The organism is Streptomyces sp. NPDC002776 (genome assembly GCF_053592195.1).
Map to the genome: position 1 here is coordinate 1 of NZ_JBSFVG010000005.1, position 26,573 is coordinate 26,573.

A 26,573-nucleotide genomic window follows, 5' to 3' on the forward strand; every position below is an offset into this window, starting at 1 on the left:
CAACGTCCTGTGGGCCATGATCCGCGACGGAGCGTACTACCAAGCCACACCACCAGTCACAGTGGCGGCTTGACATCAGCATTGGGAAGCTCCTTGCTGTGCTGTCACTCGGTTCATGCTGCTTCCGTCCGGTCCGCGGCCATTCCCGCGGCGTCCAGCAGGGCGGTCCCGACGATCAGATCCGCGCCGCCGAACTCCGGGTCGTCCAGTTCGGTCCCGTCGTCCACGGCGAACAGCAGCTTCTGCTCGCCCTGCCGGTAGGCGGTGCCGACCGGCGGACTCGCCGCGTGCACCGCCAGCAGGGCCACCAGGTAAGGCAGTTCGGGGTCGGCTCGACGCGCCTCGGCCAGCAGCCCCGACAGGCGCCGTGGCGCGTCGGCGGGCAGGTCCAGCAGTTCCGTCGCCGCGGCGAGCTGTTCCTCGCTGAACCGGCTGTCGTCCGGGGTGGCGATGAGGTCCGGTTCGGGCATCTCGGCTCCGAGGTGCTCGCGCTCCACCGGGGGCGTCAGCAGTATGTCCACCAGGTCCCCGACCCGCACCGACACCGGTGTCCGCAGCCCTGTGCCGCGTCCGAAGAACGCGTCGGTGACGCGGACCGCCTCGGCCACGGGGAGCGGCAGCACGGGCGCGACGAGATGGCCGTACAGATCGATCCCCGAGGTCGTCATCGGCGTCGCGAAGGCCTGCCGGTCCTGCTCCGCGCGGAACAGCGGCCCGGCCTCCAGCAGGCGCGACTGCAACTGGGTGTGCCGTCGGATGCAGTCCTTGACGATGTCGACGAGCTCGGCGGCCCGGCGCTTGTGCTCGGGGTCCTCGGACTCGTCCCGCGCCTTGCGGATGTTGGTCAGGATCGCGTTCTCGTGGCGGTAGCGGTCGGCGACGTGGTCCAGCGCCTCGGCGATCATGTCGGGCACGGTCCGGAGCCAGTCCACCGCGCGGACGTTGCGCCGGGTCGCGTCCAGGGCCCTGCGCAGGGTTTCGGAGTACTGCACGGTCCGGTACCGGGCCTGCTCGGCGGCGAGCTGGGCGTCGGCGAGGCGGCCGCGGCTGATCAGCACCTCCAGCTTGACCTCGGCGGCGATCTGGGCGCTGGTGACATCGGTGTCCAGCGCGCCGACGAGGACGTTGACCGCTTCGTCCGTCGTCCGCAGGTACACCGTGCCACCGGGGCCCGGCACCTCTTCGATCAGCTTGAAGTCGTAGTCGCGTCGGACATAGGTGCCATCCGGGGTGAACGTCCCGTAAACGGCACGGAATCCGCGGTCGACGCTGCCGACGTTGATCAGGTTCTCCAGCACCCAGCGGGCCACCCGCTCGTGCTCGGCGGCGGGCCGGTGCGGGGCTTGGGCGGTGATGCGCGGGACGAGCCGGGCCACTATCTGGTCGTGGTCCGCGCCCGTGTCGAAGTCCATGTTCAGGGTGACCAGGTCGATGGCGGCGAGCGCCACCTCCGCCATGCCGTACACCGAGTACTCGCCGGCCAGGTTGGCCTTGCGGGCGTCCAGGTCGTGCAGCGGGGCGGTGCAGGCGAGCGCGCGCAGACGCCGCGCCAGGCCCTCGTCGGCGGCCGGGCCCGGCGCGGGGCGCGGCCCCGCGCTGAGCTGGGGCGGAACGCTGTCCGTCGATGCAGGCGAAGTCACGGTGCACAGACTAGGCGCTAGGTCTGACAACGGCCCAAACGACCCAGAACGACGGCCCTCACACCGCCGCCGCGGACCGCGGCAGACCTCAGGCGGGCCCGCTCCCGTCCTCGCCCACCCGGCGCCGGTACACCTCCACGACCCGCTGGAGCGAGTCGCCGAGATAGACCGCGAGCAGCCGCTCCGCCTCGTCGCGGTCACCGCCGCGAAGGGCCTGGAGGATCTCCAGGTTGCGGGCGAGGTAGGGCTCGTGCAGCCGCCGCGGGTCGTCCGCGACGTGGAAGGCGAGGCGCAGTTCGGCGAAGACGCTGCGCATCAGTTCGTCGGTGCGGTCGCTGCCCGCCAGGGCCACCAGTTCCCGGTGGAAGTGGATGTTGGCCGTACCCACCGCGTTCCAGTCACCTTCGCGCGCCGCCCGCTGCCCCTCCCCGACGGCCTGCTCGAGGCCGTCCAGGCCGTACGGCGGCTCCCCGAGCCCGCGGACGACGGCGCACTCGACGAGGGCACGGGTGCGGTAGATGTCCTCGACGTCCTCGACGGTCAGGACCCGGACGAAGACGCCCCGGTTCAGTTCGTGGACCAGCAGCCGTTCATGGGTGAGCAGGCGGAACGCCTCGCGCAGTGTGTTGCGGGAGACGCCGAGGGCGCCGCCGATGCTGTCCTCCGACAGGCGGGTGCCGGGCGGGAAGTACCCCTCGGCGATCCGGGTCCTGAGGATGTCGGAGACCCGCTCGGCGGTGCTGGTGCGCCCGAGGAGGGCCCGGTCGCCGGCCAGTCCCGTCAACTGCTCTGCCATGCCCGGAATTCAATCGCAGATACAAGGACGAAACAACGGGGGTATTGAGGGATCGTTCAACGATCCTCTACCTTGCTACGCACGGCGCCGCCTCCCTCACCGCGGCACCCGGTCACGTCCGCACGGCACGGCTCAGTTCCCGGCACCCTTCGTCCTCCCTCTGCGAGGTGCACATGAGCACGACCCGTCCCACCACCGACGCCCCTCCCCCGACCGCCCAAGGCGCCCCCGACGACGGCGCGTTGGGCTGGCTGCGCGCCCTGGGACCGCGGGGCCGCCGCGCCTTCGCCGGCGCGTTCGGCGGCTATGCGCTGGACTCCTACGACTACTTCACGCTGCCGCTGAGCATGGTGGCGCTGGCCGCCTACTTCGGCCTGGACAGCGGCCAGACCGGCCTGTTCACCACCGTCACGCTCGTGGTCTCCGCGATCGGCGGCGCCCTCGCCGGGGTGCTCGCGGACCGGATCGGCCGGGTCAAGGCGCTGATGATCACCGTCGTCACGTACGCGGTGTTCACCGTCGCCTGCGGATTCGCCCCCAACTACGAGACGCTGCTGGTCTTCCGCGCGCTCCAGGGCCTGGGCTTCGGCGGTGAGTGGGCGGTCGGCGCGATCCTGGTCGCCGAGTACGCGAGCGCCAAGCACCGGGGCCGCACCCTGGGCGCGATCCAGAGCTCCTGGGCCGTGGGCTGGGCGCTGGCCGCGATCATGTACACACTCGTGTTCTCGCTGCTCGACGACGATCTGGCCTGGCGCGTGATGTTCTGGACCGGCGCGCTGCCCGCGCTGCTCGTGGTCTGGATGCGCCGCCGGGTGCAGGACGCGCCCCAGGCGGTGGCCGTACGCGAGAACAGCCCCCACAAGGGCTCCTTCAGGGCGATCTTCCAGCCGGGCATGCTGCGCACGACGGTGTTCGCCGTGCTCCTCTCCACCGGGGTCCAAGGGGGCTACTACACCCTGGCCACATGGGTGCCGACCTACCTGAAGACGGAACGCGACCTGTCGGTCGTCGGCACCGGCGGCTATCTGACCTTCCTGATCTCGGGCGCCTTCCTCGGCTATCTGACCGGCGGCCATCTCACCGACCGGCTCGGCCGACGCCGCAACATCTGGCTGTTCGCGCTGCTCTCGGCGGTCTGCATCCTGGTGTACGCGAACATCCCGAGCGGCGCCAACACCCTGCTGCTGGTCCTCGGCTTCCCGCTCGGGTTCTGCATGTCGGCGATCTTCAGCGGCTTCGGGTCCTTCCTGAGCGAGCTGTACCCGACGGCGGTGCGCGGCACCGGACAGGGCTTCACGTACAACACGGGCCGCGCGGTGGGTGCCGTCTTCCCGACCACGGTCGGCTTCCTGGCCGACAGCTGGGGTGTGGGCGGCGCGCTGGTGTTCGGCGCGATCGGCTACGCGCTGGCCGCGCTGGCGCTGCTCGGGCTGCCGGAGACGCGCGGGAAGGAGCTCGCGTGAACCGCACGGACGACCACCCCGTGGTCCTCGTCGACGAGCACGCGCACGCGTGGCGGCCCGCGGACGCCCGCACCCGCTTCCGCGCGGGGCTCACGGGCCCCACGGCCGGGGTCGCGGCGGGCCACACCCAGGTCAACCTGATCTCGGTGCCCGCGGACTGGGCGTACGACATGCTGCTGTTCTGCCAGCGCAATCCCCAGCCGTGTCCCGTGCTCGACGTCACGGACGCCGGGTCCTGGACGACCGTCCTCGCCGACGGCGCCGATCTGCGCACCGATCTGCCGCGCTACCGGGTCTGGCGGGACGGCGAGCTGGTGGCCGAGCCGACGGACGTGCGCGCGTACTGGCGGGACGACCTGGTGTCGTTCCTCATCGGCTGCAGCTTCACCTTCGAGTGGGCGCTGACCGAGGCGGGGGTCCCGATCCGCCACATCGAGCAGGGCCGGAACGTCCCGATGTATGTGACGGACCGTCAGTGCCGTTCCGCGGGGCGGCTGCGCGGCCCGATGGTGGTGTCGATGCGTCCGGTGCCGCCGGAGCATCTGGCGGCCGCGATCCGGGAGAGCAGTCTGCTGCCGGCGGTCCACGGCGGCCCCGTACACTGCGGCGATCCCTCGGTTCTGGGCATCGACGACCTCGGCCGCCCCGACTTCGGGGACCCGGTGGAGACCGCGCCGGACGACATCCCGGTGTTCTGGGCCTGCGGAGTGACCCCGCAGGCGGCGGTGGCGGCGTCCCGCCCGCCGTTCGCCCTCACCCACGCGCCGGGCCAGATGTTCCTCACCGACGCCCGCGACGAGCAGTACCGCGTGCTGCACGCCGCCTGACAGGAGACCCATGACCTCGATCGATCTGAACGCCGACCTCGGCGAGGGGTTCGGCCGCTGGCGGCTCACCGACGACGAGGGGCTGCTGTCCGTCGTCACCAGTGCCAACGTGGCCTGCGGCTTCCACGCCGGGGACGCGGTCACCATGCGGCGGGTGTGCGAGCTGGCGGCCGAGCGCGGGGTACGGATCGGCGCCCAGGTCTCCTACCGGGACCTGGCGGGTTTCGGGCGCCGCGCGATGGACGTGCCGTCCGCGGAGCTCACCGCCGAGGTGGCGTACCAGATCGGCGCGCTGGAGGTCTTCGCCCGCGCGGCTGGCACGCGCGTGTCGTACGTCAAGCCGCACGGCGCGCTCTACAACCGGGTGGTGCGCGACGAGGAGCAGGCGGGCGCCGTCGTCGACGGGGTGCTCCTCGCCGACGCCACGCTGCCGGTGCTCGGGCTGCCCGGCTCCCGGCTGCTGGAGCTGGCCGCCGGGGCGGGGCTGCCGACGGTCACCGAGGCGTTCGCGGACCGCGCCTACACCGACGAGGGCACCCTCGTCCCGCGCGACCGGGAGGGCGCCGTCGTCACCGACCCGGACACCGTCGTGGCCCGCTCGGTCGGCATGGCCCGCTCCGGCGAGGTCGAGGCCCACTCCGGGGCACGCATCCGGATCAGGGCCCGCTCCCTGTGCCTGCACGGGGACACCCCCGGCGCGGTGGACCTCGCCCGCCGGGTCCGCGACCAGCTCCAGCGGTCCGGGGTCCGGGTGGAGGCCTTCGCATGAGGGCGCTGCGCGTCGGGGGCGACGCCCTGCTCGTCGAGGTCTCCTCGGGCGAGCAGGCCCAGGCACTGCACGCGGAGCTGCTGCGGCGCCGCGCGGAGGGCTCCCTTTCGGTCCGCGAGATCGTCCCGGCCGCCCGTACGGTCCTCCTCGACGGCCTCACGGACCCGGCCCGGCTGGCCTCCGAACTCACCGCCGCCGAGGTCCCCCCGGCGCCCCCACGCGCGCGTGAGGTCGTCGAACTCCCGGTGCGCTACGACGGCCCGGACCTGGCGGACGTCGCCGCGCACTGGGGCGTGCGCCCCGAGGAGGTGGCCCGCATCCACGCGGACACGGAGTTCACCGTGGCCTTCTGCGGCTTCGCCCCCGGCTTCGGCTACCTCACCGGTCTGCCCGCGCACTACGACGTACCGCGCCGGGACACCCCGCGGACGGCCGTCCCCGCGGGCTCGGTCGCCCTCGCGGGGCCGTACACCGGCGTCTACCCCCGCTCCTCACCGGGCGGCTGGCAGCTGATCGGCACCACGGACGCGGTGCTGTGGGACCACGCGCGCGTGCCGGCCGCGCTGCTGGCACCGGGCACGCGCGTGCGCTTCGTCCCGGCAGAAGTACCCGGCACGCGCGTGCGCTTCGTCCCCTCCGACGTGACGGGGCGTTCATGACGGACCGCGCCCTGGCCGTCGTCCGCGCGGGGGCCCTGACCACCGTGCAGGACACCGGCCGCCCCGGTCACGCCCACCTCGGCGTGCCCCGCTCCGGTGCGCTGGACGGGCCCACGGCGGCCCTGGTCAACCGTCTGGTGGGCAATCCGCCCGGGGCGGCGGTCCTGGAGACCACCCTCAATGGCGTCGCCGTACGGCCGCGTTCGGCGGTCACCACGGCGGTCGCCGGAGCCCCCTGTGCGGTCACGGTGGACGGCCGCCCCGTCGCCTGGGGCACCCCGGTGCGCGTCCCGGCCGGGGCCGTCCTGGACCTCGGCCCGGCGGTCAGGGGCGTCCGCAGCTATGTGGCCGTCTCCGGCGGCATCACCGTGGACCCGGTCCTGGGCAGCCGTTCCACCGACCTGCTGTCCGGTCTGGGCCCCCCGCCCCTGGCCGACGGCATGGTCCTCCCCCTGGGCCGGCCGGCCGGCCTCCCCGCGCGCGTGGACGTGGCCCCCCAGCCCTCCCCGCCCGAGGAACTGGTCCTCCACGTGACCCTGGGCCCCCGTGACGACTGGTTCACCGCAGAGGCCGTACGGACCTTCACCTCCCGCGCCTATCGCGTCTCCCCCGCGAGCAACCGCATCGGCCTGCGCACCGAGGGCCCCGCCCTGGCGCGCTCCGTCCCCGGCGAACTCCCCAGCGAGGGCATGGTGCTGGGCGCGATCCAGGTGCCCCCGGACGGCAGGCCGGTGGTGTTCCTGGCGGACCACCCGACCACCGGCGGCTACCCGATGATCGCGGTGGTCCGCCCCCAGGACCTGCCGGCGGCGGCCCAGGCGGTACCGGGAACCCCGGTCCGCTTCACCGCCGTACGAGGACCCCGGCGTCGATAGGGGCGCGGGGAACTGCGCGACCGACCCCCACCCACCCGCAGCCGACCGACTACGCCGCATCCGGCTGTCGCTCCGCCACGGACAGCGCCGCCAGCGCCGCCGACACCGCATGCGCCGTCCGCAGATCCAGCCGTGCACTCGTCCCCCGCGCGCGGTGCCGCATCTCGTCCATGGCCAGCGTCAGGAGCTGCGGCAGCAGATCGGTGCACCGCCGGGCCACCCACCCCGTCCCCGCCGTCGCCAGCCACCACAGGCCGGCCGACGTGGAGGGAGCCGGGAACTCGGGCTCCGGCGAGGGCGCCACGCCGGTGGCCAGCCCGCCCTCCGCGAGCAGGGCGTGGAACCGCACCGCCAGTTGCCGGTGCCCCCGCTCCCCCGGATGCAGCCGGTCCGCGCTCCACATCGCGCGGTCGGTGATCCAGGCGCCCTCGGCCGCGTGCAGATGCACGGCGTCGTAGCGCTCGGACAGCGCGTGCACCACCGTGTTGACCGCCCGCTGCCGCCGGGCCAGTGGACGCGCCAGTGCCCCCGGCAGACCGAGCATCGCCCCCGGATCCGGCAGACACGCCGTCAGCACGACGGCCCCGCGCGCGGTGAGGGCGCCGTACACCTGGTCCAGCCGCTCGGCGACGGCATGGATGTCGAAGGTGCAGCGCAGCGTGTCGTTCACGCCGACGACGACGGACACCACGTCCGGCCGCAGCGCCAGCGCCCGGGGCAGCTGTCGTTCCAGCACGTCTTGGGTCTGCGCCCCGCTCACGGCGAGGTTGGTGAAGTCCACGGGCTGTTCGGCGAGCCCGCCGGCGAGCAGCGCGGCCCAGCCGCGCCACGCGTCCCCGACGGGATCGCCCACACCCTCGGACAGGGAGTCCCCGAGGGCGGCGAAGCGCAGCGGTCTCATGCCACGCCCTCCGGCACCCGGTCCCGCCCGGGGAGGGGCGCGTCGTGCGCGGTGAGGAACGCGGTGACCGCCGTGTCCCAGCCGAAGCACTCGGCACGCGCGCGTGCCGCCTCGCGCCGCTCGGCCTCGGGACGGGCGAGGAGCTCCTCCACGGCGTCGGCGAACGCCTCCCCGTGGTCCGCGGCGACGGCCCCGGCGGAGCCGATCACCTCCGGCAGCGCGGACGACGCGCTCACCGCCACGGGCGTCCCGCACGCCATCGCCTCCAGCGCCGCGAGCCCGAAGGTCTCCGCGGGCCCCGGCGCCAGGCACACGTCCGCCGACGCCTGGAGCGCCCCGAGCACGGCCCGGTCGGAGACATGCCCGAGGAAGGTCACCGGCAGCCCGCGTTCCCGCGCCCGCTGCTCCAGACGCGGCCGCAGCGGCCCGTCCCCGGCCACCACCAGTACCGCCCGCCCGCCCCGGCCGAGCAGCGCCTCCAGGGCGTCCAGCGCGGTGCCGGGCCGCTTCTCCACCGACAGCCGGGTGCAGGTGACGAGCAGCGCCTCGTCCCCGCGCGCGTGCCGGGCGCGCAGCCCCGCGTCCCGCAGCGCCGGGTGCCGCAGTACCAGGTCGACACCGAGCGGCGCGCGCACCACGTTGCGGGCGCCGATCCGCACGAACTCGCGCTCGGCGAACTCCGTGGTGCACACCACGCGCGAGTAGGTGTGGGCGGTACGGACGTTCAAGGCGTCCGCGGTGCGCCGGGCAGCGCCCTCCGGCACACCCCAGGTGCGCAGGACGCCGTCGGCGGTCTCGTGGGAGACCATCACGGCCGGCACGCGCGCGCGTCGCGCCCATTTGCCGGTCCACCTCAGCGTCGTACGGTCGGACACCTCCAGCCGGTCGGGGCCGAGCTCCTCCAGGAGGGCGGCCACCCGCCGCTTGTCGGCCAGGACCCGGTAGCCGCCGGTGCCGGGCAGCACCGGGCCGGGCAGGGTGATGACGCGGCCCTGCTCGGTCTCCCGGTCGGTGTGGCGTTCGCCGGGCACGATGAGGACCGGTTCGTGCCCGGCCGCCTTGAAGCCCTTGCCGAGCTCGCGCAGCGCGGTGCGCAGTCCGCCGGAGGCGGGCGCGACGAAGTTGGCGAGCCGGACGATGCGCAGTGACTCGTTCATGCCGCCGCCACCGCCTTCGCCCTGCGGCCCGCCAGCACGTCTGCGTAGTGGCCGATGAGCTGGTCGCCGACGGCCGCCCAGGTGCGCCCCTCGACCATGGCGCGGGCGGCGCTGCCGTAGGCGGTGCGCAGGGCCGGGTCGGCCTGGAGGGCGCGCACGGCCTCGCGTACGGCGCCGGCGTCACCGGCCGGGAAGAGCAGGCCGGTGCGTCGGTGGGCGACCAGGTCCAGCGGGCCGCCGACGGCGGGCGCGACGACGGGCACGCCGCTGGCCATGGCCTCCTGCACGGTCTGGCAGAAGGTCTCGAAGGGGCCGGTGTGCGCGAAGACGTCCAGCGAGGCGAAGATCCGGGCGAGGTCGTCGCCGGTGCGGCGGCCCAGGAAGACCGCGCCGGGCAGCGTCTGCTCCAGGCCGGGGCGGCTCGGTCCGTCGCCCACGATCACCACCCGGACGCCCTCCAGACGGCAGGCGTCGGCCAGCAGTTCGATGTGCTTCTCGGGGGCGAGCCGGCCGACGTAGCCGACGATCAGCTCGCCGTTCGGGGCGAGTTCCCGGCGCAGTTCCTCGTTGCGGAGGTCGGGGCGGAAGCGGACGGTGTCGACCCCGCGCGGCCACAGCTTGACCCGGGGCACGCCATGGGTCTCCAGGTCGTGCAGGGAGGCGCTGGAGGGGGCGAGGGTGAGGTCGGCGGCGGAGTGGACGGAGCGGATCCGGCGCCAGGCCGCGGCCTCGCCGGCGCCCATGTAGGTGCGGGCGTATCCGGCCAGGTCGGTCTGGTAGACGGCGACGGCGGGGACGCCGAGCCGGGCGGCGGCGGCCATCCCGCGGACGCCGATGACGAAGGGGCTGGCCAGGTGGACCATCTCGGCGTTGTGCTCGATGAGCGTGGCGGCGAGACGCCGGCTGGGGAGGGCGACGCGCACCTGGGGGTAGCCGGGGAGCGGTAGGGAGGGCACATGGACGACGGGGCAGGGCGCGAGGGCGCCGAGCTTGCTCCCGGGGGCGGGGGCCGGGGCGACGACGACGGGGGCGTGACCGCGATCGACGAGGTGTCGGGCGGTCTGGAGCGCGCAGTGGGCCACGCCGTTCACGTCGGGGGGAAAGGATTCGGTCACGATGACGACACGCATACCCGTGTTGTCGCCGTACTGGACGTGGCCGCGTCAACGTGGATCTTTCCGGACAGGGAACGTCCCATGAGCGTTGCGCTGCACGACCGGGCAGGTCAGGCCGTGTCCATGCCCGCCTGACCCGCGGGACATCCCTCGTTCATCCGGTCGGCGCGTCGGGCCCGATCCGGCTGCGCACGGCCGTCTGGACCTCGGCCTCCTCGGCCGGGTCGGCGGCGAGCCGGCGCAGTCGCTCCACGACGCGGTTGTCCCCGGTCTCGGCGTGCCGGGCGGCGATCTCGCGGGTGGTCTCCTCGCAGTCCCAGAGGCATTCGACGGCGAAGCCGGAGCGGAAGGAGGGATCGGTGGCGGCGAGGGCGCGGGCGGTCCTGCCGCGCAGGTGGGAGGAGGCGGTCTCGCGGTAGATGTGGCGCAGGACGGGGGCGGCGCAGGCGATGCCGAGCCGGCCGGTGCCGTCCACGAGGGTCCACAGGGTCTTGGCGTCGGGTCCCTCGCCCCGGACGGCCTCCCGCAGCGCCGCGAGGACCAGGTCGCTGTCCTGGGCCCCGCCGCGGCAGGCGAGCACGCGTCCGGCGGAGGCGCCCAGCTCATCGGGTCGGCGGGCCCAGCCGCGGGCCCGGTCGACGGCGGCGACACTGCGCATCCGTTCGAAGGCGTCGACGGCGGCCTCCACGACGGGCGGCGGCCCTGCCGTCACGGCCGCCTCGATGAGGTCGAGGGCGTCGGGGTCGTTGCTGTCGGCGAGGTAGCGCAGGGCGGTGCAGCGGGCGCCCTCGGTGCCGTCCTGGGCGGCCCGCACGATCTCCGGCCGGTCCTCGGGGCCGGCGACGGCGGTGAGACAGCGGGCGGCGGGCACATGGAGCGCCGCGCCGCGGTCGACGCCCTGCTGCGCCCACTCGAAGACGGCCTGCACGCTCCATCCGGGGCGGGGCCCGGCGGGGCGCATCTGCCGCTGCCAGCGGTCGAAACAGCCGGCCTCCTGAGCGGCACGCACGCGCGTGGCGACCGATTCACGCGGATCCTCGGCCCACAGCCGCCAGGGCCGTGGCTCAAAAGCGTCGCGTACGGCGGCGGCCAGCTCGGCCTCGCCCTCGGCGTCGGTGGAGAAGCGGGCCAGGACGGGTGCGGCGAGGGCGCGCAGTCCGGCGTCGTCGTCGCGCAGGGCCAGCTCGTCCAGGGCCCAGGCCCAGTTGGCGCCGGTGGCGGCGTAGCGGCGCAGCAGGGCGAGGGCGTCCCGCCTGCCGTAGGAGGCGAGGTGGCCGAGGACGGCCAGGGCGAGGCCGGTGCGTGACTCCTCGGTGTCGAAGACGTCCTCGACGTCGAAGAGATGGGCCTCGATCTCGTCCAGCTCGCCGTTCAGGTCGAGGAAGAGCCGGGCGTAGTAGAGGGAGCGGTTCTCCACCTGCCAGTCGTGGCGGGGGTCGCTGAGCACGCAGTGGTTCAGTGCCGCGAGCGCTTCGGGGCGCGGGGCGGTGAGCGCGTGCAAGGTGCCGTCGCCGCGGCCCCGCTGGAGCAGGCCGAGCAGCGTACCGCTGGGCGCTATGACCGGATCGAACATGGGAAACAGCCTCACATCAAGCGTCGACGCAACCGGGGACGTGCTCTACCTGGCCGCGTGACAACACGTCGGGGCGCCCGCCGTTTCCTGCTTGCTGTAAGCCATCTTCCTCTGCCTCTCGTAGGTGGCCCGTGCGGACCGTCACGGCCCGCGCGGTGCGGCAACACCTGCCCGGCCATCGCGTCCGTGAATCACGACGTCATGATGACTCGGCAGTTCCATCTGCCGCGACCGAAATTTCGGCGGCCCTTTACCGCCTCCCCCGTTTTCTGTGTCGTAGCTGGTCAGAGCGTACGGATCAGGCTGCGCCGAACAATTCGAGCAGTTCCGTCTTGCCGAACATCCGAGCGGTGTCGACGGCCGACGGGGTGCCCGCCGAGGGGTCGGCGCCGCCGTCCAGAAGGGCCCGGATCACGTCCGCCTCGCCCTTGAACACGGCCCCCGCGAGCGGGGTCTGGCCGCGGTCGTTGATCCGGTCGGCCTCGGCACCGCGTGCCAGCAGTGCGCGCACCGCCTCGGCGTGGCCGTGGTAGGCGGCGAGCATCACCAGGGAGTCGCCGCGGTCATTGGTGAGGTCGGCCGGAACACCGGCGTCGAGGTACGCCACCAGCGCCTCGGTCCGCCCCTGCCGGGCCAGATCGAAGATCTTGGTCGCCAGCTCCACGACCTCGGGGTCGGGGGCTTCACTCATCGCCGGTCCGCCTCTCCATTACAACCGTTCAGGTGAATCGCCAGGGTACTGGCTCGCGCGGCACATGACCCGATGTGCCCGAGGTAAAGATCACCAGGAACCCGGTCGGACGCAAGAGCCCAGCTCACCCGGCCCAGGACGGGCTCCGCCAACTGAGGGAAATCTGCCGGAATTCACCCAGTTGCACCTTTTATCGTATGGATACATCCTGTGATCCTGGAAGTACTCATGGTGACTGTCCCCACGAACCAGGAGACCTCAAATGATCCTGTCCATCTCAGGCGTGGTGCTGCTCGGCATCATCGTCTTCCTCTTCTTCAAGAAGGACGGCCTCAAGGCGTCCCATGCCCTGGTGGCCGCGCTCTTCGGGTTCTATCTCGCGAGTACGGCCATCGCCCCGAGCATCAAGGCGGGCGGCGAGAGCCTGGCGAGCCTCCTCGGCGGCATCAAGTTCTGAGCCCGCCCGTCCCGTCCGTACACACCTCCAGGAGACAGCAGTGGCCCGGCGCCCCCTCCCCCGCATCCTGAGCACAGGCAGCGCGCAGATCGCCCGGAGCCGGGAGCTGGCCCGGACGGCGGCCGACAGCGCCACCGACGTCCTCCACCCGCTGATCACGATCACTCGCGGGCTGCGCCGGCTGGCCTCGGCCGGGCGGCGCAAGTGGGCCGACACCCCCAAGGACAGGCGCGGGCCACTGCTGTTCCTGGTGGCCTCGGTGATCCTGGTCGTCGCGCTCGTCCCGTACGGCCCGCTGCTCGCCGTCATCACCCTGATGGCGGCGGCAGCCTGGCAGGGCCGGGACCGCACCCCGCCGGCCCCCGAAGGTCCGGACGAGTCGCAGACGGAACGCCTGAAGTCGCTCTACGAGGCTTTGGTTCCGTACTTCTCGACCGCCGAGGACCCCACCCCCCTGTACGCCCACGGCGGCGAGTGGGAGAGCGTCTTCCCCGAGTACGAGTTCGACGCCTCGGGACGCTTCACGAGCCTCACGATCCGCTACCCGGCCTACTTCACCGACGGCGAGCCCGAGGCCCGCGCGCGGATCGAGCATCTGCTCGCCGCCAAGTCGGGCCGCGGCCGGGAGTACCGCTTCGCCTGGGACGAGGAGGGCAACCGGCTCTCCCTCGCGGTCCTGCCGCCGCTGCCCACCGACATCGCCGCCCAGCGCTTCGTCACGTCCCCCGGTGAGACGGTGCTCGGCTTCACGGACCCCGGCGAGGTCCAGCGCACGCTCCCGCTCACCCACGGCGAGGAGCAGCGCGACATGCCCCCGGTCGTCTGGCGCACCGGGATCCGCTCCACCGAGCCCCATCTGCTGGTCATGGGCCAGCCCGGCAGCGGCACCTCCACCCTGCTCCGCTCGATCGCCCTCCAGGCCCTGCAGTACGGCGATGTCGTCATCGTCGACGGCGGCGCCACCGGCGAGTACGCCTGCCTGACCGGCCGGGACGGCGTCCTCGCCGTGGAGTGCGCACTGGCCGGAGCGCTGGCCAGCCTGGAGTGGGCGGCGCACGAGACGGAACGCCGGCTCATCGCGGCCAACCGCGCCCGCCAGGCCGGTCACCCGCCGCCGGAGGACACCAAACGCCCCCTGTGGATCCTGCTGGACCGCCCGACGGCCTTCGCCCACCTGGCCGCGACGGACGGTCACCAAGACCCCCAGGCCCTGCTGCAGGTACCCCTGCGGCACGGCCGCGCGTCGAACGTCACGGTGGTCGTGGCCGACCAGTTCGAGAGCGCGGAGCTCCTGAGCGACGCCGTACGGCAGCACACCCGCGCGCGTGCCGTCCTCGGCCCCGCGACGGCGGCCCAGCTGACGGCGTTCCTGGGCGCGCCCCCGCACACCACCCCGACCACCCACGTCCCCCCGGGCCGCGGCTACGCCCGCCTGGGCGCGGGCCAGGTGCTCCGCCTCCAGGTCCCGGCCACGCCGGACCCCTACGATGACGCCACCACGGACGCCCACCGTCAGGCGGTAATGGAACTGCTCCCACCCCGCGACACCCCCGAGGACGCGGAGCAGCAGCCGGAACCCGTCCCGGCGCTGGAACCGGAGCCGCAGCCGGTCCCGGAGCGGGAGCCGGTCCCGGTGCTGAAGCCGGAGCGGGAGCCGGTCCCAGTGCTCAAACCGGAGCCGGAGCCGAAGCCGGTCCCAGTGCTCAAACCGGAGCCGGAGCCGGTCCCAGTGCTGAGGCCGGAGCGGGAGCCGGTCCCGGTGCTGAGGCCGGAGCGGGAGCCGGTCCCGGTGCTGAAGCCGGAGCGGGAGCCGGTCCCGGTGCTGAAGCCGGAGCCGGATCCCGTCCCGGTACTGAAGCCAGAGCCGGAACCCGTCCCGGTGCTGAAGCCGGAACCGGTCCCCGTGCTGAAGCCGGAGCCGGTGCCCGCGGAGGCGGTGACGGCCAAGCCCTCACAGCTGGCCTAGCCGTCCCGATCAGTCAGGCCACGAAGGTCCGCGGCGCCTCCCCACCGCCGGTCCCTCCGCTCTCCACCAGCCGCGCGGCCGCGGCCAGCCGTACCGCGGCCTCCTCGGCGACCGCGCCCCCCACGGTGAACGGCAGCCGCACATACCCCTCGAAGGCGCCGTCGACCCCGAAGCGGGGCCCCGACGGCACCCGGACACCGACCCGCTCCCCCGCCTCCGCGAGCCGCGAGCCGGACAGGCCGCCCGTGCGGACCCAGAGCGTGAGCCCGCCCTGGGGGACCTCGAACTCCCACTCGGGCAGCTCCCGGCGCACCGCGCCGACCAGCGCGTCCCGGTTCTCCAGCGCCTGGCGGCGGCGCAGTTCGACGGCCTGCTCCCAGCCGCCGGTGCTGAACAGCCAGTTCACCGCCAGCTGCTCCAGTACGGGGGTCCCCAGGTCGGCGTAGGCGCGCGCGGCGACCAGGCTGCGGATCACATCGGGCGCCGCCCGCACCCAGCCGATGCGCATCCCGGCCCAGAACGCCTTGCTCGCGGAGCCGACGGTGATCACCGTGGCCCCGGCCGGATCGAACGCGCACACCGGCCGCGGCATGGAGACGTCCGCGTCGAGCCACAGCTCGGTCATCGTCTCGTCGGCGATCAGCACGGTTCCCGCGGAGCGCGCCGCCTCCACCAGTTGCCGCCGCTGGTCGTCGCCGGCGAGGGCGCCGGTGGGATTGTGGAAGTCGGCGACGACATAGGCCAGCCGGGGCGCCGCGTCGCGCAGCACCTGCCGCCAGCGGTCCAGGTCCCAGCCGCTGAGCCCCTCGGCCATGGCGACGGGCACCAGCCGCGCCCCCGCCTCCCGCATCAGCTGGAGGATGTTGGCGTACGACGGCGACTCCACGGCGACTCGCTCGCCCCGTCCGGCGAAGAGATGGCAGATGGCGTCGATGGCGCCCATCGCCCCGGTCGTCACCATGATCTGCTCGGGCATGGTGGGGATCCCGCGCGCGGTGTACCGCTCGGCGATCATCGCGCGCAGCGCGGGCAGCCCGGCCGGATAGTCGCCGTGCGTATGGGCGTACGGCGGCAGTTCCTCCAGGGCGCCCTGCACGGCCCGGGTCAGCCACGGCTCGGGGGCGGGAAGCGCCGCGCAGCCGAGGTCGATCACCGACCCGAGGGCCTCGGGCGGCAGCGGTTCGAGCCCGCGCGCGGGCAGCGGGTTCCCGGCCGGGACCGCGGTCCAGCTGCCCGCCCCGCGCCGCGACTCCAGGAAGCCCTCGGCGCGCAGCGCCTCGTAGGCCGCGGCGACCGTCGTACGGCTCACGGACAGGGCGAGCGCCAGTTCACGCTCCGCGGGCAGCCGCGCCGCGACCGGTACCCGCCCCTCCAGGACCAGCAGCCGGATCCCGTCGGCGAGCGCCCGGTAGGCGGGCGGGCGGCGCGTGCCGGGGCCCGCCGGGCGGTCCTGCTGGGAGCTGAGCAGCCGGGCGAGCTGAGCCGGTCCCACCGCTGAGGTCCACTGCGCCATGGAAATCAGTCCACCTTCCCCGGATTGGCCCTGGATGGCCGTTCTCCTCAAGCCACAGGGTGTCATGAGGCAGGCCACTACCACCACAGGGGGACCCTCTTGTCCACTACGGACCGTCTCGGGAGACGGCTGATCCAGCTGTACGCGGGTCTCGCGCTCTACGGGGCGAGCTCGGCGCTGCTCGTCGAAGCCGGCCTCGGCCTCGAACCCTGGAACGTGCTGCACCAGGGCCTGGCCGAGCTGACCGGTCTGACGATCGGCGTCGTGTCGATCGTCGTCGGTGCCGCGGTCCTGCTCCTGTGGATCCCGCTGCGCCAGCGGCCGGGCCTCGGCACCGTCTCCAACGTCTTCGTCGTCGGCATCGCGATGGACGGCACACTGGCCGCCCTTCCCGAGGCGCACACCCTCACCGTCCGGATACCCCTTCTCCTCGCCGGCATCGTCCTCAACGGCGTGGCCACCGGCCTCTACATCGCCGCCCGTTTCGGACCGGGGCCGCGCGACGGCCTGATGACGGGCCTGCACCGGCGCACCGGCCGCTCGATCCGGCTGATGCGCACCGGCGTCGAGGTCGTGGTGGTCGTCACCGGCTTCCTCCTGGGCGGCACGATCGGGGTCGGCACCCTGCTGTACGCGCTGACCATCGGCCCGCTCGCCCAGCTCTTCCTGCGCGTCTTCGCCGTCCCCACGGCACCCGGCGGCAGCACCGTCGTTGCCACCGGTCAACCCCCGCGCGCGATACTGCGACGGTGAGCACGCCGATACGCCACCCCTATCTCGACCACCCCGGTCCGCTCGCCTTCGCCCACCGGGGCGGGGCGGCGGCCGGTCTGGAGAACACCCTGCGCCAGTTCCGGCGCGCGGTGGACCTGGGCTACCGGTACCTGGAGACCGACGTCCACTGCACCCGCGACGGCAAGCTGGTCGCCTTCCACGACGCCACGCTGGACCGGGTGACCGACGGCGCCGGCCGGATCGCCGACCTGCCCTGGGCGGACGTACGGCACGCGCGCGTGGCCGGTCAGGAGCCGGTGCCGCTGTTCGAGGAGCTGCTGGAGGCCTTCCCCGAGGCCCGCTGGAACGTGGACGTCAAGGCGGAGTCCGCGCTGCTGCCCTTCCTCGACCTGGTGGAGCGCACCGGCGCCTGGGACCGCGTCTGCCTCGGCTCCTTCTCCGAGGCACGGGTCGTACGGGCCCAGCGGCTGGCCGGTCCCCGGCTGGCGACGTCGTACGGCACGCGCGGGGTGCTCGGTCTGCGGCTGCGCTCCTGGGGGATGCCCGCGGCGGTGCGCCGGTCGGCGATCGCCGCGCAGGTACCCGAGACGCAGTCCGGCATCCAGGTCGTCGACCACCGCTTCGTGCGCGCCGCCCACGCGTACGGGCTCCAGGTGCATGTGTGGACGGTCAACGCAGAGGACCGGATGCACCGGCTCCTGGACCTGGGGGTCGATGGCATCATGACCGATCACATCGAGACATTGCGCAAGGTCATGGAGGACCGGGGCGTCTGGGTCTGAGACCTCTGCGACCCGCGCCCGGACGGGGAAGCGAGGGCGCGGGGTGGACACCGGCACCACGGTGACGACGGCGGCCGAGGAGGCCGCGGGGCGGCGGCGCGAGCAGCGCGGCTGGTACGTCTACGACTGGGCGTGTTCCGTCTATTCGACGAGCGTGCTCACCGTGTTCCTCGGGCCTTATCTGACCTCGGTGGCCGAGGCGGCCGCCGACGCGGACGGCTTCGTCCACCCGCTCGGCATCCCGGTGCGCGCGGGGTCCTTCTTCGCCTACTCGGTGTCCCTGTCGGTCATCGTGGCCGTCCTGGTGATGCCCCTGGTCGGCGCCGCCGCCGATCGTTCCGGCCGGAAGAAGCCGCTGCTGGCCGCGGCCGCCTACACCGGGGCCACGGCGACGATCTGCATGTTCCTGCTCGACGGCGACCGGTACCTGCTCGGCGGCGCTCTGCTGATCGTCGCGAACGCGGCCCAGTCCGTGGCGATGATGCTCTACAACTCCTATCTGCCGCAGATCGCCCCGCCCGAGGAGCGTGACGCGGTGTCCTCCCGGGGCTGGGCCTTCGGGTACGCGGCGGGCGCCCTGGTGCTGGTCGCGAACCTGGTGGTGTATCTGGCGCACGACTCCTTCGGCGTTTCGGAGACCACGGCCGTGCGGATCTGCCTGGCCGCGGCCGGCCTGTGGTGGGGGGCCTTCACCCTGGTGCCGCTGCGCCGACTGCGCGACCGCCGCTCCTCCCCCGCCGAGCGCACCACCGCCCCCGGCTTCCGGCAGCTCGCGGCGACCCTGCGGGACATGCGCCGCCACCCGCTGACCCTCGCCTTCCTGCTGGCCTACCTCGTCTACAACGACGGCATCCAGACGGTGATCTCCCAGGCCTCGATCTACGGCGCCAAGGAGCTGGGGCTCGGCCAGTCCACGCTGATCGGCGCGGTGCTGCTGGTCCAGGTGCTGGCGGTGGCGGGGGCGCTGCTCATGGGCCGCCTCGCCCGGACGTACGGCGCCAAGCGCACCATCCTCGGGTCACTGGTCGCCTGGACGGTGACCCTGGCCGCCGGGTACTTCCTGCCCGCCGGGGCACCCGTGTGGTTCTTCGTGCTGGCCGCCGGGATCGGCCTGGTCCTCGGCGGCAGCCAGGCCCTGTCCCGCTCCCTGTTCTCCCATCTCGTACCGCCGGGCAAGGAGGCCGAGTACTACTCGGCGTACGAGGTGAGCGACCGCGGGACGAGCTGGCTCGGGCCGCTGCTGTTCGGGCTCACCTATCAGCTGACCGGGAGTTATCGCGACGCGATCATCTCGCTGGTGGCCTTCTTCGCGCTCGGGTTCGTGCTGCTCGCGCGGGTTCCGGTGCGGCAGGCGATCAGCGACGCGGGGAACCCGGTTCCGGCGAGGATTTAGCGTTCGGCGCGAAAGGGCTGTAGTGTACGCGTTTGGCCTGCCAGGCGTACCGTTACTGCGCGTCAAAGATGCCGAAACGCTGGGTGACATCTGCTAGCAGATGTGACAAACCGGGCGCAGGTGGGTACAACAAGGGGCGGCTACGACGGCGACGCATGACCCCGGAACGGGAATCTTTACCGCCGACCGGACGTTGACCGGATGACGACGACAGCGACACCTGTCCTGTGGGCGACAAGCCCGGGAGGCACGATTCATGAGTGAGCGAGCTCTTCGCGGCACGCGCCTCGTGGTGACCAGCTACGAGACGGACCGCGGCATCGACCTGGCCCCGCGCCAGGCCGTGGAGTACGCATGCGAGAAGGGACATCGCTTCGAGATGCCCTTCTCGGTCGAGGCGGAGATTCCGCCGGAGTGGGAGTGCAAGGTCTGCGGGGCCCAGGCACTCCTCGTGGACGGCGACGGCCCTGAGGAGAAAAAGGCCAAGCCCGCGCGTACCCATTGGGACATGCTGATGGAGCGGCGCACCCGTGAGGAGCTCGAAGAGGTCCTCGAGGAGCGCCTGGCCGTACTGCGTTCCGGCGCGATGAACATCGCGGTCCACCCGAGGGACAGCCGCAAGTCGGCCTAGTCCCCCCGGGGCCGGAACCCCGATCCAGCACAAGACAGCAATGAACCGCGGGCGCCGTACGTTCTTCGTACGGCGCCCGCGGTTTTCCGCGTGCCCCCGGCTCAGTACGTCAGCGGCGGGCGCGGCCCCTCGCGGGTGTCCCCGGGCTCGTCCCTGATGACCTCACCCTGCACGACCTTCCCGCCGGGCCGCTGCATGCGAGCCTGCTGGAAGGCGCCGCCCAGGGAGCCCGCCCCGGCCTCGCGGAGCTTGCGGTCGAAGGTGCGCTCCGCGTACCGCCCGAGGGCCTTCTGCACCGGCGGGATCAGCAGGAGCAGACCGAGCGCGTCCGAGATCAGGCCGGGCAGCATCAGGAGCAGACCGCCGAGCATCATCAGGCCGTTGCCCCCGCCGGAGGGGGCCGGGGTGCCGCCCCGCTGAAGCGCCTCGTTGAGGTTCTGGAAGGCGCGCCGACCCGCCCGCTTGATCACCATGGTGCCGAGCACCAGACCCGTGAGCAGCAGCAGGAAGACGGTCAGGCCGCCCGCCGCCCCCGCGACCAGGGTCAGCAGCCAGATCTCCAGCACCAGCCAGGCGACGATGCCCAGCGGCAGAAAGGTGCGCAGCCGGGAGCGCCGGGGCCGGGCGGGGTGCGTGGGAGTCGGTGCGCCAGTCGTCATGCGTCCAGTGTGCCTGGACCCGGCTCAGCGCGGGATAAGGGCACGATCAACGGGGCTTGAGCGGCCGTAGCACTAGGAGGACCGGGGCGGTTGCGGCTTCGCCCGGCTGAGGAGCTTGCCCGCGCGTTCCTGGGCGCCCCAGGTGGTCACCCGCCACAGGGCTTCCACGAGGATGTCGCGGCTCATCTTGGAGTCACCGTGCTCGCGTTCGACGAAGGTGATGGGCACCTCGACGACGTGGTAGCCGGCCTTGACCGCGCGGCGGGCGAGGTCGACCTGGAAGCAGTAGCCCTGCGAGGCGACGTCATCGAGACCGAGGCCCTCCAGGGTCTCGCGGCGGAAGGCGCGGTAGCCGCCGGTGATGTCGCGCAGCGGCAGATCGAGGGCCACCCGGGAGTACAGGCTGCCGCCGCGGGAGATGAACTCACGGCTCCTGGGCCAGTTCACGACGCGGCCGCCGGGCACCCAGCGGGAGCCCAGGACCAGGTCGGCGCCCTTCAGCGCGGTCAGCAGCCGGGGCAGTTCCTCGGGGCGGTGCGAGCCGTCGGCGTCCATCTCGACCAGGACGCCGTAGCCGTGCTCCAGACCCCAGCGGAATCCGGCCAGGTAGGCGGCGCCGAGGCCCTCCTTGCCCTTGCGGTGCAGCACCTGGACGTGGTCGTCCCCGGCGGCCAGTTCGTCGGCGAGCTTGCCGGTGCCGTCGGGGCTGTTGTCGTCGGCCACGAGGATGTGCGCCTCGGGCACGGCCGAGCGCACCCGGCCGACGATCGCCTTGATGTTCTCCGCCTCGTTGTAGGTCGGAATGATCACCAACGCGGTGCCGAGCGGACCGAACCGCCTCCCCGAGACCTCCGTCTCACGGATCCCGTCGCCGTCGTTCACTACTGCCCCTTCGTGTGCGTCCGCAGACGTCCACCATAGTGGGCGCGGCCTGCGATTACGTGACATCACGTTCGTATGGTGGTGTCGATTCCACAAGAGCGGGGTACGTATGTGCTTTTCGGATCATGTGCGCACGCTGCGGATGGGGGCCCGGCGCCCTTCGGGCCGACCTGGGGCCCGCTGGCTGCGGGTCGACCGAAAGCCGTTGTCTACTGAGCGCCCGGGCCCCACCCGGGTCACACCTCCCCGACCGGCCGGAACGTTCCCTCGCCGTGGTGCGGGCGCTGAGCCTGGCTGCCAGTGGCGGTGCCCCGGTGCGGCACACCGTCCCTGACCCAGCGGCGTAGCGACGAGTTACCGGAACGTTCACGCATTCCTGGTCGGGCGTCCGGTGGTGGACTCGGCCGAACCTACCGGCCCCCTGCCGTCGGCTGTCAACAGCCGTTCGACCTGCGGGTCGTCCCTCAATGCCCTGGTCAGCGCGGCGGACGCCGGGGTCGACCGACGACGCGGCGGCACCGGATCCGCGGCACGCACCGCCCGGGAGATCACTCGCCCGGCCGTACGAACACCGTCCGTCCGCCCACCACCGTGCGCAGACAGACGGGCAGGTCACGGCCCGGGGTGAGGTCGGGCAGGCCGGGGGTGCCGGAGCGGGGGTCGGTCGACCAGCGGGCGACCCGGTCGTCCGGGGCCTGCACCACCAGCTCGCCGGTGCGCCAGACGGCGTAGTCGGCGGGTGCGCCGGGGACCAGCACCCCCGCGTCGTCCCGTCCGGTCGCGCGCCAGCCGCCCCGCGTGTGCGCGGTGAACGCCGCCCGGACCGAGACGCGGTGCTCGGGCGTCCGGTGGAAGGCGGCGGCGCGGACCGTGCCCCACGGGTCCAGCGGCGTGACGGGGCCGTCGGAGCCGAAGGCGAGCGGCACACCGGCCCGCAGCAGGGCCGCGAAGGGATTCAGGGTGCGGGCCCGCTCGGCGCCCAGACGAGCGCTGTACATGCCGTCCTCGCCGCCCCACAGGGCGTCGAAGGCGGGCTGCACGGAGGCGGTGAGGCCTAGCTCGGCGAAGGCGGCGATCGTCTCGGGGGTGAGCATCTCGGCGTGCTCCACCCGGTGCCGGGCGGCCCGGACGCGGGCGAGGCCGACCTGCTCGGCGGCGGCCCGTACCCCCTCGACGACGGCCGTCACGGCGGCGTCGCCGATCGCGTGGAAGCCCGCCTGGAGCCCCGCCTCGGTGCAGGCGACGACATGGGCGGCGACGTCGGCGGCGTCCAGGTACGCGATGCCGGTGTGCCCGGCGTCGGCGTAGGGCTGGTGCAGACAGGCGGTGTGCGAGCCGAGGGCTCCGTCGACGAAGAGGTCGCCCGCGGCACCGGCCGCGCCGAGTTCCCGCGCCTTGGCGACGTTCTGTTCGGCCCAGTAGCCGACGACCCGGGGGCCGGGCTCCTCGGCGGCGAGCCGCAGCAGCCCGGTGAAGTCGTCCTCGGAGGAGATCTCGGGGCCCGCGCACTCGTGGAGGGTGCCGATGCCGAGGGAGGCGGCGTGGGCGAGGGCCGCGCGCTGCGCCTCGGCGCGCTGGGCCGGGGTGACCGCGCCGAGCGCGGCGGCGCGTACGACGTGGTGGGCGTCGGCGGTGAGGGGGCCGTCGACCCGGCTCAGGGACGCCAGGTCGAGCAGGGCGGTGGTCACGACCGCGGAGTGGACGTCGATCCGGGAGAGGTAGAGGGGCCGCCCGCCGGTGGCCGCGTCGAGTTCGGCCCGGGTCGGCGGACGGCCGCCGGGCCAGCGGGCGGAGTCCCAGCCGTGGCCCAGCAGGACGCGGTCGTCCGGGCGGGCGGCGGCGAAGGCCCGTACGAGGTCCAGGGCCGCCTCCAGGGTGGGGGCGGCGGACAGGTCGAGGCCGGTCAGGGCGAGGCCCGTGGCGGTGGTGTGCACATGGGCGTCGGTGAAGGCCGGGGTGACCAGCGCGCCGTCCAGGTCGATCACTTCGTCGACCCCGTCCGCGAAGGCGTCGGCGGCCCCCTCGGACCCGACCCAGGCGACCTGCCCGCGCTCGACGACCATCGCGGTGGCGAAGGGGTCGGCGGGGCTGTGGACCTCTCCTTGGCGGAGCAGGACGGTCTGGGGCTCGGGGCTGCGCTCACTCATGGGGAACAGTCTCCCGCCTCGCCCCGGCCGCCCGGCACGCAGGTGGGGTCAGATGCGCGGCGGGCGGGCCTCGTACGGAGTCGACAGCACGACCGTCGTCCGGGTCGACACCCCCGCCAGCGAACGCACCCGCGCCAGCAGCTCCTCCAGCTCGTGGGGCGTGGACACCCGCACCTTGAGGATGTAGTTCTCGTCGCCGGCGACGCTGTGGCAGGCCTCGATCTCGGGAACCCCGGCCAGCCGTTCCGCGATGTCGTCGGGCGCGCTGGGGTCGAACGGCTTCACCGAGATGAACGCCGTCATGGGCAGCCCGACGGCCTCGGGGTCCACGACCGCGGCGTAGCCACGGATGACGCCACGCTGTTCGAGCCGTCGCACCCGCTGGTGCACGGCCGACGTGGACAGGCCCGTGGCCTTGCCCAGGTCTGTGTAGCTCATCCGCCCGTCCTTGACGAGCAGCTGCACGATCTGTCGGTCCAGCTCCTCCATGGCGCTAGAACCTACAGTGCCCCTGACCTCCTCGGATACCTGAGCGGCCCCAGTCATACCCGGTTCGTGATGTGACCGGGAGCGGCCGGTGAGCCGCCCGAGGGGACAAACCGGCCGCCTCGGGCACCTGCGAGCGGCATGTGACGAACACCACAGCCCTCGGACCGGCTCCGTGATGTTCTCGTGATTACCGCCCAGGCGGGACGGGAAGTGCTTGCTGTGGTCGAGGCCGCAGTGCCTGAACGGCCCAGCCCGAGGGGGAGAATCCCATGCAGAGTCTTAAGCGCCCTGGTCGTACCGCACCCAAGCGCCCGCAGCTTGTCATCGAGCCCGAGCCGGAGGGCGTCGAACCCGACGCCGACTTCGCCGACGAGGAGTTCGACGCGTACGACACCTTCGAGATGTACCGGGTGATCTGCCCGGACTGCGCGCAGCCCATCGCGCTGCTGGCGGACGAGGAGGTACTGCCCGAGCACGCGCTGTGCGCCTCGCCGTGGAACCCCTTCGGTCTGACGGTGTGCGCCGGCACCGGCCGTCGCGCCGCCGACGCCCGCCCCGCGGACGAGTCGGCCGAACCCCAGGAGCAGGACACCGCCCTGCTGTTGACGCTCCCTCAGGGACTCGACTGGCGGACGCAGCCCTTCTCGCACGTCGGCGGCCCGGGCTCCCGCCCGATGCGCGTGCCGGTGATGCGGCGCCACGCCGCCTGAGCGGTCCTCGTACCGGAAGCACACCGAAGTCCCGCACCCCGCGCGCAGGTTGCCGTGGTGCGGGACTGGTGTGCCCGCGGAGGCAGGGACATGGGCGAACGCAGAGCCGATTCGCCGGATCGGTGACCTGTCCGGTCGCCGCCGCGTTGCCCCGGTATGACCCCCACCTATTCGACGACCGGGCGTCCGCGGCGCGTCTTCGTGCCGCCCCCCGCAGAATCGGTTCCGCCGCCGCCTCAGGACCCGCCCATCTACCGGGATCTGATGCGCACTTGGGCGGACCGGGGCCGCACGCTGCCGGGCCGCCACGACCCGGAGTGGATCCGGCTGGCGGCGCCGACGGTGCGGCCGGGTGAGTTCAGCGCCCTTCGGGACCCGCTAGGTGACGGGCGATGACCATGCGCTGGATCTGGTTGGTGCCCTCGACGATCTGGAGCACCTTGGCCTCGCGCATGTAGCGCTCGGCCGGGAAGTCGGCGGTGTAGCCGTACCCGCCGAGGACCTGCACGGCGTCCGTGGTCACTCGCATCGCGGTGTCGGTGCAGTGCAGTTTGGCCATGGCCGCCTGCTTGGCGAACGGCCGCCCTGCGTCCCTCAGCCGGGCCGCCGTCAGGTACAGCGCCCGGCCCGCCTCGATCTGGGTCGCCATGTCGGCCAGCATGAAGCGCAGCCCCTGGAAGTCGGAGATCGGCCGCCCGAACTGGCGCCGCCCCGAGGCGTAGGCCACCGCCTCGTCCAGCGCCGCCTGGGCCACGCCGATGGCGCAGGCCGCGATGCCGAGCCGCCCGGAGTCCAGCGCGGACAGCGCGATGGCGAAGCCCTGCCCCTCCTCGCCGAGCCGCCGCTCGTCCGGCACCCGCACTCCGTCGAAGTGGACCTGTGCGGTCGGCGAGCCCTTCATGCCCATCTTCTTCTCGGGCGCGGCCCCGCTCAGCCCCTCGGCGTCGCCGGGCACCAGGAAGGCGGTGATTCCGCGCGGGCCCTCCTCGCCGGTGCGGGCCATGACCGTGTAGAAGTCGGCGATGCCACCGTGGGTGATCCAGGCCTTGGTCCCGGTGATCACCCAGTGGTCGCCGTCGCGCACCGCCTTGGTGCGCAGGGAGGCGGCGTCGGAGCCGGAGGACGGCTCGGACAGGCAGTAGGCGCCGAGCAGGCCGCCGCCGAGCATCGCGGGCAGGTGCTCGACCTGCTGCTCCTTGGTGCCGTAGGCGGCGAGGGCGTAGCAGGCCAGGGTGTGCACGCTGACGCCGAGGCCGACGGTGAGCCGGGCCATGGCGAGCTCTTCGAGGACCTGGAGGTAGACCTCGTAGGGCTGGTCGCCGCCGCCGTACTCGGCGTCGTAGGGCAGTCCGAGCAGGCCCGCTTCCGACAGCAGGGAGAAGACCTCGCGCGGAAAGCGTCCGGCGTCCTCCTCCTCGGCCGCCTTCGGGGCGATCTCGCGCTGGGCGATGTCGCGGACGAGCGAGATCAGATCCCGGGCCTCGTCCGTGGGCAGTTGCCGGTCCACCGGCTGCGGGGCGCGGTCGGGCATGGCGACGCTCTCCTCCCTTGTCGGGCGCATCGGCGGACGTGCGCCTTGGGTGGGGCGGCTCCGCCAGGTCTCACATGGTGCGGCCGACGGCTCGCACTCCCGGGTCGCGGAAGCTGCTGACCAGCGGCTGTGCGCTGTGAGTATGCCCGATCGGAGGCACCGAGTCACCAGTTAACGACCGCTTACTCCAAGAAAACTCAAGCCGCGCGAAA

General features: G+C 73.2%; 26 protein-coding genes. 13 read left to right on the top strand and 13 right to left on the bottom strand.

Features of this window, described 5'->3' with window-relative positions; all coding sequences use genetic code 11:
• Window positions 1-113: 113 nt before the first annotated feature.
• Complete coding sequence (locus tag ACWD11_RS12040) at window positions 114-1,640, bottom strand: hypothetical protein (protein ID WP_389420628.1); 1,527 nt, start codon at window positions 1,638-1,640, stop codon at window positions 114-116.
• 88 nt (window positions 1,641-1,728) lie between these two features.
• Window positions 1,729-2,436: a GntR family transcriptional regulator gene (locus ACWD11_RS12045; protein ID WP_389420629.1), complete on the bottom strand. Its 708-nt coding sequence runs from the start codon at window positions 2,434-2,436 to the stop codon at window positions 1,729-1,731.
• A gap of 173 nt (window positions 2,437-2,609) precedes the next feature.
• Here ACWD11_RS12045 and ACWD11_RS12050 point away from each other — a divergent pair, with 173 nt between their 5' ends.
• The 5 genes from ACWD11_RS12050 to ACWD11_RS12070 are packed head-to-tail and all read left to right on the top strand — an operon-like array spanning window position 2,610 to window position 7,029.
• A complete protein-coding gene (locus ACWD11_RS12050) occupies window positions 2,610-3,899 on the top strand; it encodes an MFS transporter (protein WP_389420630.1) in 1,290 nt (429 codons plus the stop codon).
• The gene (locus ACWD11_RS12055; protein ID WP_389420631.1) at window positions 3,896-4,726 is read left to right on the top strand and encodes a putative hydro-lyase; all 831 of its coding nucleotides are present in this window, start codon (window positions 3,896-3,898) and stop codon (window positions 4,724-4,726) included. The genes ACWD11_RS12050 and ACWD11_RS12055 overlap by 4 nt, the downstream gene beginning before the upstream one ends.
• Before the next feature lie 10 nt (window positions 4,727-4,736).
• Window positions 4,737-5,495, top strand: a complete 759-nt coding sequence (locus ACWD11_RS12060) for a LamB/YcsF family protein (protein WP_451282760.1) — start codon at window positions 4,737-4,739, stop codon at window positions 5,493-5,495.
• Window positions 5,492-6,154 (top strand): 5-oxoprolinase subunit PxpB, encoded by a 663-nt coding sequence (gene pxpB / locus ACWD11_RS12065; protein ID WP_451282762.1) that lies wholly within the window; start codon window positions 5,492-5,494, stop codon window positions 6,152-6,154. The genes ACWD11_RS12060 and pxpB overlap by 4 nt, the downstream gene beginning before the upstream one ends.
• On the top strand, window positions 6,151-7,029 hold the full coding sequence (locus tag ACWD11_RS12070; protein ID WP_451282764.1) for a 5-oxoprolinase subunit C family protein: 879 nt from the start codon (window positions 6,151-6,153) through the stop codon (window positions 7,027-7,029). Before pxpB ends, ACWD11_RS12070 begins: the two co-directional genes overlap by 4 nt.
• Before the next feature lie 49 nt (window positions 7,030-7,078).
• Here ACWD11_RS12070 and ACWD11_RS12075 read toward each other — a convergent pair whose 3' ends face one another.
• From ACWD11_RS12075 to ACWD11_RS12095, 5 genes are all read right to left on the bottom strand, one after another.
• On the bottom strand, window positions 7,079-7,930 hold the full coding sequence (locus ACWD11_RS12075) for an SGNH/GDSL hydrolase family protein (RefSeq protein ID WP_451282766.1): 852 nt from the start codon (window positions 7,928-7,930) through the stop codon (window positions 7,079-7,081).
• A complete protein-coding gene (locus tag ACWD11_RS12080) occupies window positions 7,927-9,087 on the bottom strand; it encodes a glycosyltransferase (protein WP_451282768.1) in 1,161 nt (386 codons plus the stop codon). Before ACWD11_RS12080 ends, ACWD11_RS12075 begins: the two co-directional genes overlap by 4 nt.
• Window positions 9,084-10,217: a glycosyltransferase family 4 protein gene (locus ACWD11_RS12085; RefSeq protein WP_451282770.1), complete on the bottom strand. Its 1,134-nt coding sequence runs from the start codon at window positions 10,215-10,217 to the stop codon at window positions 9,084-9,086. Before ACWD11_RS12085 ends, ACWD11_RS12080 begins: the two co-directional genes overlap by 4 nt.
• Window positions 10,218-10,356: 139 nt before the next feature.
• Window positions 10,357-11,775: a HEAT repeat domain-containing protein gene (locus ACWD11_RS12090; protein ID WP_389420638.1), complete on the bottom strand. Its 1,419-nt coding sequence runs from the start codon at window positions 11,773-11,775 to the stop codon at window positions 10,357-10,359.
• A gap of 298 nt (window positions 11,776-12,073) precedes the next feature.
• Window positions 12,074-12,466 carry an ankyrin repeat domain-containing protein gene (locus ACWD11_RS12095; protein WP_389420639.1) on the bottom strand — a complete coding sequence of 131 codons (393 nt, stop codon included), beginning with the start codon at window positions 12,464-12,466 and terminating at the stop codon, window positions 12,074-12,076.
• Between the two features lie 262 nt (window positions 12,467-12,728).
• Between ACWD11_RS12095 and ACWD11_RS12100 the strand changes: the two genes are divergently transcribed.
• Window positions 12,729-12,923 (top strand): hypothetical protein, encoded by a 195-nt coding sequence (locus ACWD11_RS12100; RefSeq protein WP_015661880.1) that lies wholly within the window; start codon window positions 12,729-12,731, stop codon window positions 12,921-12,923.
• A gap of 40 nt (window positions 12,924-12,963) precedes the next feature.
• Window positions 12,964-14,889, top strand: coding sequence for a hypothetical protein (locus ACWD11_RS12105; protein ID WP_451282772.1), 1,926 nt, complete (start codon window positions 12,964-12,966; stop codon window positions 14,887-14,889).
• 13 nt (window positions 14,890-14,902) lie between these two features.
• Here ACWD11_RS12105 and ACWD11_RS12110 read toward each other — a convergent pair whose 3' ends face one another.
• Window positions 14,903-16,402 carry an SCO1417 family MocR-like transcription factor gene (locus tag ACWD11_RS12110; protein WP_389420641.1) on the bottom strand — a complete coding sequence of 500 codons (1,500 nt, stop codon included), beginning with the start codon at window positions 16,400-16,402 and terminating at the stop codon, window positions 14,903-14,905.
• A gap of 99 nt (window positions 16,403-16,501) precedes the next feature.
• On the opposite strand from ACWD11_RS12110, the gene yczE reads away from it, so the two are divergent.
• The 4 genes from yczE (at window position 16,502) to ACWD11_RS12130 (ending at window position 19,943) form a co-directional block, all read left to right on the top strand.
• Window positions 16,502-17,155, top strand: a complete 654-nt coding sequence (gene yczE / locus ACWD11_RS12115; RefSeq protein ID WP_389420642.1) for a membrane protein YczE — start codon at window positions 16,502-16,504, stop codon at window positions 17,153-17,155.
• Window positions 17,152-17,919 (top strand): glycerophosphodiester phosphodiesterase, encoded by a 768-nt coding sequence (locus ACWD11_RS12120; RefSeq protein ID WP_389420643.1) that lies wholly within the window; start codon window positions 17,152-17,154, stop codon window positions 17,917-17,919. Before yczE ends, ACWD11_RS12120 begins: the two co-directional genes overlap by 4 nt.
• Before the next feature lie 43 nt (window positions 17,920-17,962).
• A complete protein-coding gene (locus ACWD11_RS12125; RefSeq protein ID WP_389420644.1) occupies window positions 17,963-19,312 on the top strand; it encodes an MFS transporter in 1,350 nt (449 codons plus the stop codon).
• Window positions 19,313-19,568: 256 nt separating this feature from the next.
• A complete protein-coding gene (locus ACWD11_RS12130) occupies window positions 19,569-19,943 on the top strand; it encodes an RNA polymerase-binding protein RbpA (protein ID WP_003977404.1) in 375 nt (124 codons plus the stop codon).
• Between the two features lie 101 nt (window positions 19,944-20,044).
• On the opposite strand, the gene fxsA is transcribed toward ACWD11_RS12130, so the two are convergent.
• The 4 genes from fxsA to ACWD11_RS12150 all read right to left on the bottom strand — a co-directional run bounded on the left by fxsA (window position 20,045) and on the right by ACWD11_RS12150 (window position 24,120).
• Window positions 20,045-20,602: an FxsA family membrane protein gene (fxsA, locus tag ACWD11_RS12135; RefSeq protein ID WP_451282775.1), complete on the bottom strand. Its 558-nt coding sequence runs from the start codon at window positions 20,600-20,602 to the stop codon at window positions 20,045-20,047.
• A gap of 72 nt (window positions 20,603-20,674) precedes the next feature.
• The gene (locus ACWD11_RS12140; protein ID WP_451282777.1) at window positions 20,675-21,484 is read right to left on the bottom strand and encodes a polyprenol monophosphomannose synthase; all 810 of its coding nucleotides are present in this window, start codon (window positions 21,482-21,484) and stop codon (window positions 20,675-20,677) included.
• Window positions 21,485-22,032: 548 nt separating this feature from the next.
• The gene (locus tag ACWD11_RS12145; RefSeq protein WP_451282779.1) at window positions 22,033-23,631 is read right to left on the bottom strand and encodes an amidohydrolase; all 1,599 of its coding nucleotides are present in this window, start codon (window positions 23,629-23,631) and stop codon (window positions 22,033-22,035) included.
• 48 nt (window positions 23,632-23,679) lie between these two features.
• Complete coding sequence (locus ACWD11_RS12150) at window positions 23,680-24,120, bottom strand: Lrp/AsnC family transcriptional regulator (RefSeq protein ID WP_125508282.1); 441 nt, start codon at window positions 24,118-24,120, stop codon at window positions 23,680-23,682.
• A gap of 269 nt (window positions 24,121-24,389) precedes the next feature.
• On the opposite strand from ACWD11_RS12150, the gene ACWD11_RS12155 reads away from it, so the two are divergent.
• Complete coding sequence (locus ACWD11_RS12155) at window positions 24,390-24,830, top strand: hypothetical protein (protein ID WP_389420648.1); 441 nt, start codon at window positions 24,390-24,392, stop codon at window positions 24,828-24,830.
• A 156-nt stretch (window positions 24,831-24,986) separates the two neighbouring features.
• Window positions 24,987-25,226: a hypothetical protein gene (locus ACWD11_RS12160; RefSeq protein WP_389420649.1), complete on the top strand. Its 240-nt coding sequence runs from the start codon at window positions 24,987-24,989 to the stop codon at window positions 25,224-25,226.
• Here ACWD11_RS12160 and ACWD11_RS12165 read toward each other — a convergent pair.
• Window positions 25,189-26,361: an acyl-CoA dehydrogenase gene (locus ACWD11_RS12165; protein WP_451282782.1), complete on the bottom strand. Its 1,173-nt coding sequence runs from the start codon at window positions 26,359-26,361 to the stop codon at window positions 25,189-25,191. The two genes, ACWD11_RS12160 and ACWD11_RS12165, sit on opposite strands and share 38 nt — an antisense overlap.
• Window positions 26,362-26,573 lie beyond the last annotated feature (212 nt).

Bases quoted from the DNA above. Each gene is read 5' to 3' on its own strand.
- ACWD11_RS12045 (WP_389420629.1), bottom strand. From the start codon at position 2,436: ATGGCAGAGCAGTTGACGGGACTGGCCGGCGACCGGGCCCTCCTCGGG.
- ACWD11_RS12050 (WP_389420630.1), top strand. From the start codon at position 2,610: ATGAGCACGACCCGTCCCACCACCGACGCCCCTCCCCCGACCGCCCAA.
- ACWD11_RS12060 (WP_451282760.1), top strand. From the start codon at position 4,737: ATGACCTCGATCGATCTGAACGCCGACCTCGGCGAGGGGTTCGGCCGC.
- pxpB (WP_451282762.1), top strand. From the start codon at position 5,492: ATGAGGGCGCTGCGCGTCGGGGGCGACGCCCTGCTCGTCGAGGTCTCC.
- ACWD11_RS12070 (WP_451282764.1), top strand. From the start codon at position 6,151: ATGACGGACCGCGCCCTGGCCGTCGTCCGCGCGGGGGCCCTGACCACC.
- ACWD11_RS12075 (WP_451282766.1), bottom strand. From the start codon at position 7,930: ATGAGACCGCTGCGCTTCGCCGCCCTCGGGGACTCCCTGTCCGAGGGT.
- ACWD11_RS12080 (WP_451282768.1), bottom strand. From the start codon at position 9,087: ATGAACGAGTCACTGCGCATCGTCCGGCTCGCCAACTTCGTCGCGCCC.
- ACWD11_RS12085 (WP_451282770.1), bottom strand. From the start codon at position 10,217: ATGCGTGTCGTCATCGTGACCGAATCCTTTCCCCCCGACGTGAACGGC.
- ACWD11_RS12090 (WP_389420638.1), bottom strand. From the start codon at position 11,775: ATGTTCGATCCGGTCATAGCGCCCAGCGGTACGCTGCTCGGCCTGCTC.
- ACWD11_RS12095 (WP_389420639.1), bottom strand. From the start codon at position 12,466: ATGAGTGAAGCCCCCGACCCCGAGGTCGTGGAGCTGGCGACCAAGATC.
- ACWD11_RS12100 (WP_015661880.1), top strand. From the start codon at position 12,729: ATGATCCTGTCCATCTCAGGCGTGGTGCTGCTCGGCATCATCGTCTTC.
- ACWD11_RS12110 (WP_389420641.1), bottom strand. From the start codon at position 16,402: ATGGCGCAGTGGACCTCAGCGGTGGGACCGGCTCAGCTCGCCCGGCTG.
- ACWD11_RS12130 (WP_003977404.1), top strand. From the start codon at position 19,569: ATGAGTGAGCGAGCTCTTCGCGGCACGCGCCTCGTGGTGACCAGCTAC.
- fxsA (WP_451282775.1), bottom strand. From the start codon at position 20,602: ATGACGACTGGCGCACCGACTCCCACGCACCCCGCCCGGCCCCGGCGC.
- ACWD11_RS12145 (WP_451282779.1), bottom strand. From the start codon at position 23,631: ATGAGTGAGCGCAGCCCCGAGCCCCAGACCGTCCTGCTCCGCCAAGGA.
- ACWD11_RS12150 (WP_125508282.1), bottom strand. From the start codon at position 24,120: ATGGAGGAGCTGGACCGACAGATCGTGCAGCTGCTCGTCAAGGACGGG.
- ACWD11_RS12155 (WP_389420648.1), top strand. From the start codon at position 24,390: ATGCAGAGTCTTAAGCGCCCTGGTCGTACCGCACCCAAGCGCCCGCAG.
- ACWD11_RS12160 (WP_389420649.1), top strand. From the start codon at position 24,987: ATGACCCCCACCTATTCGACGACCGGGCGTCCGCGGCGCGTCTTCGTG.
- ACWD11_RS12165 (WP_451282782.1), bottom strand. From the start codon at position 26,361: ATGCCCGACCGCGCCCCGCAGCCGGTGGACCGGCAACTGCCCACGGAC.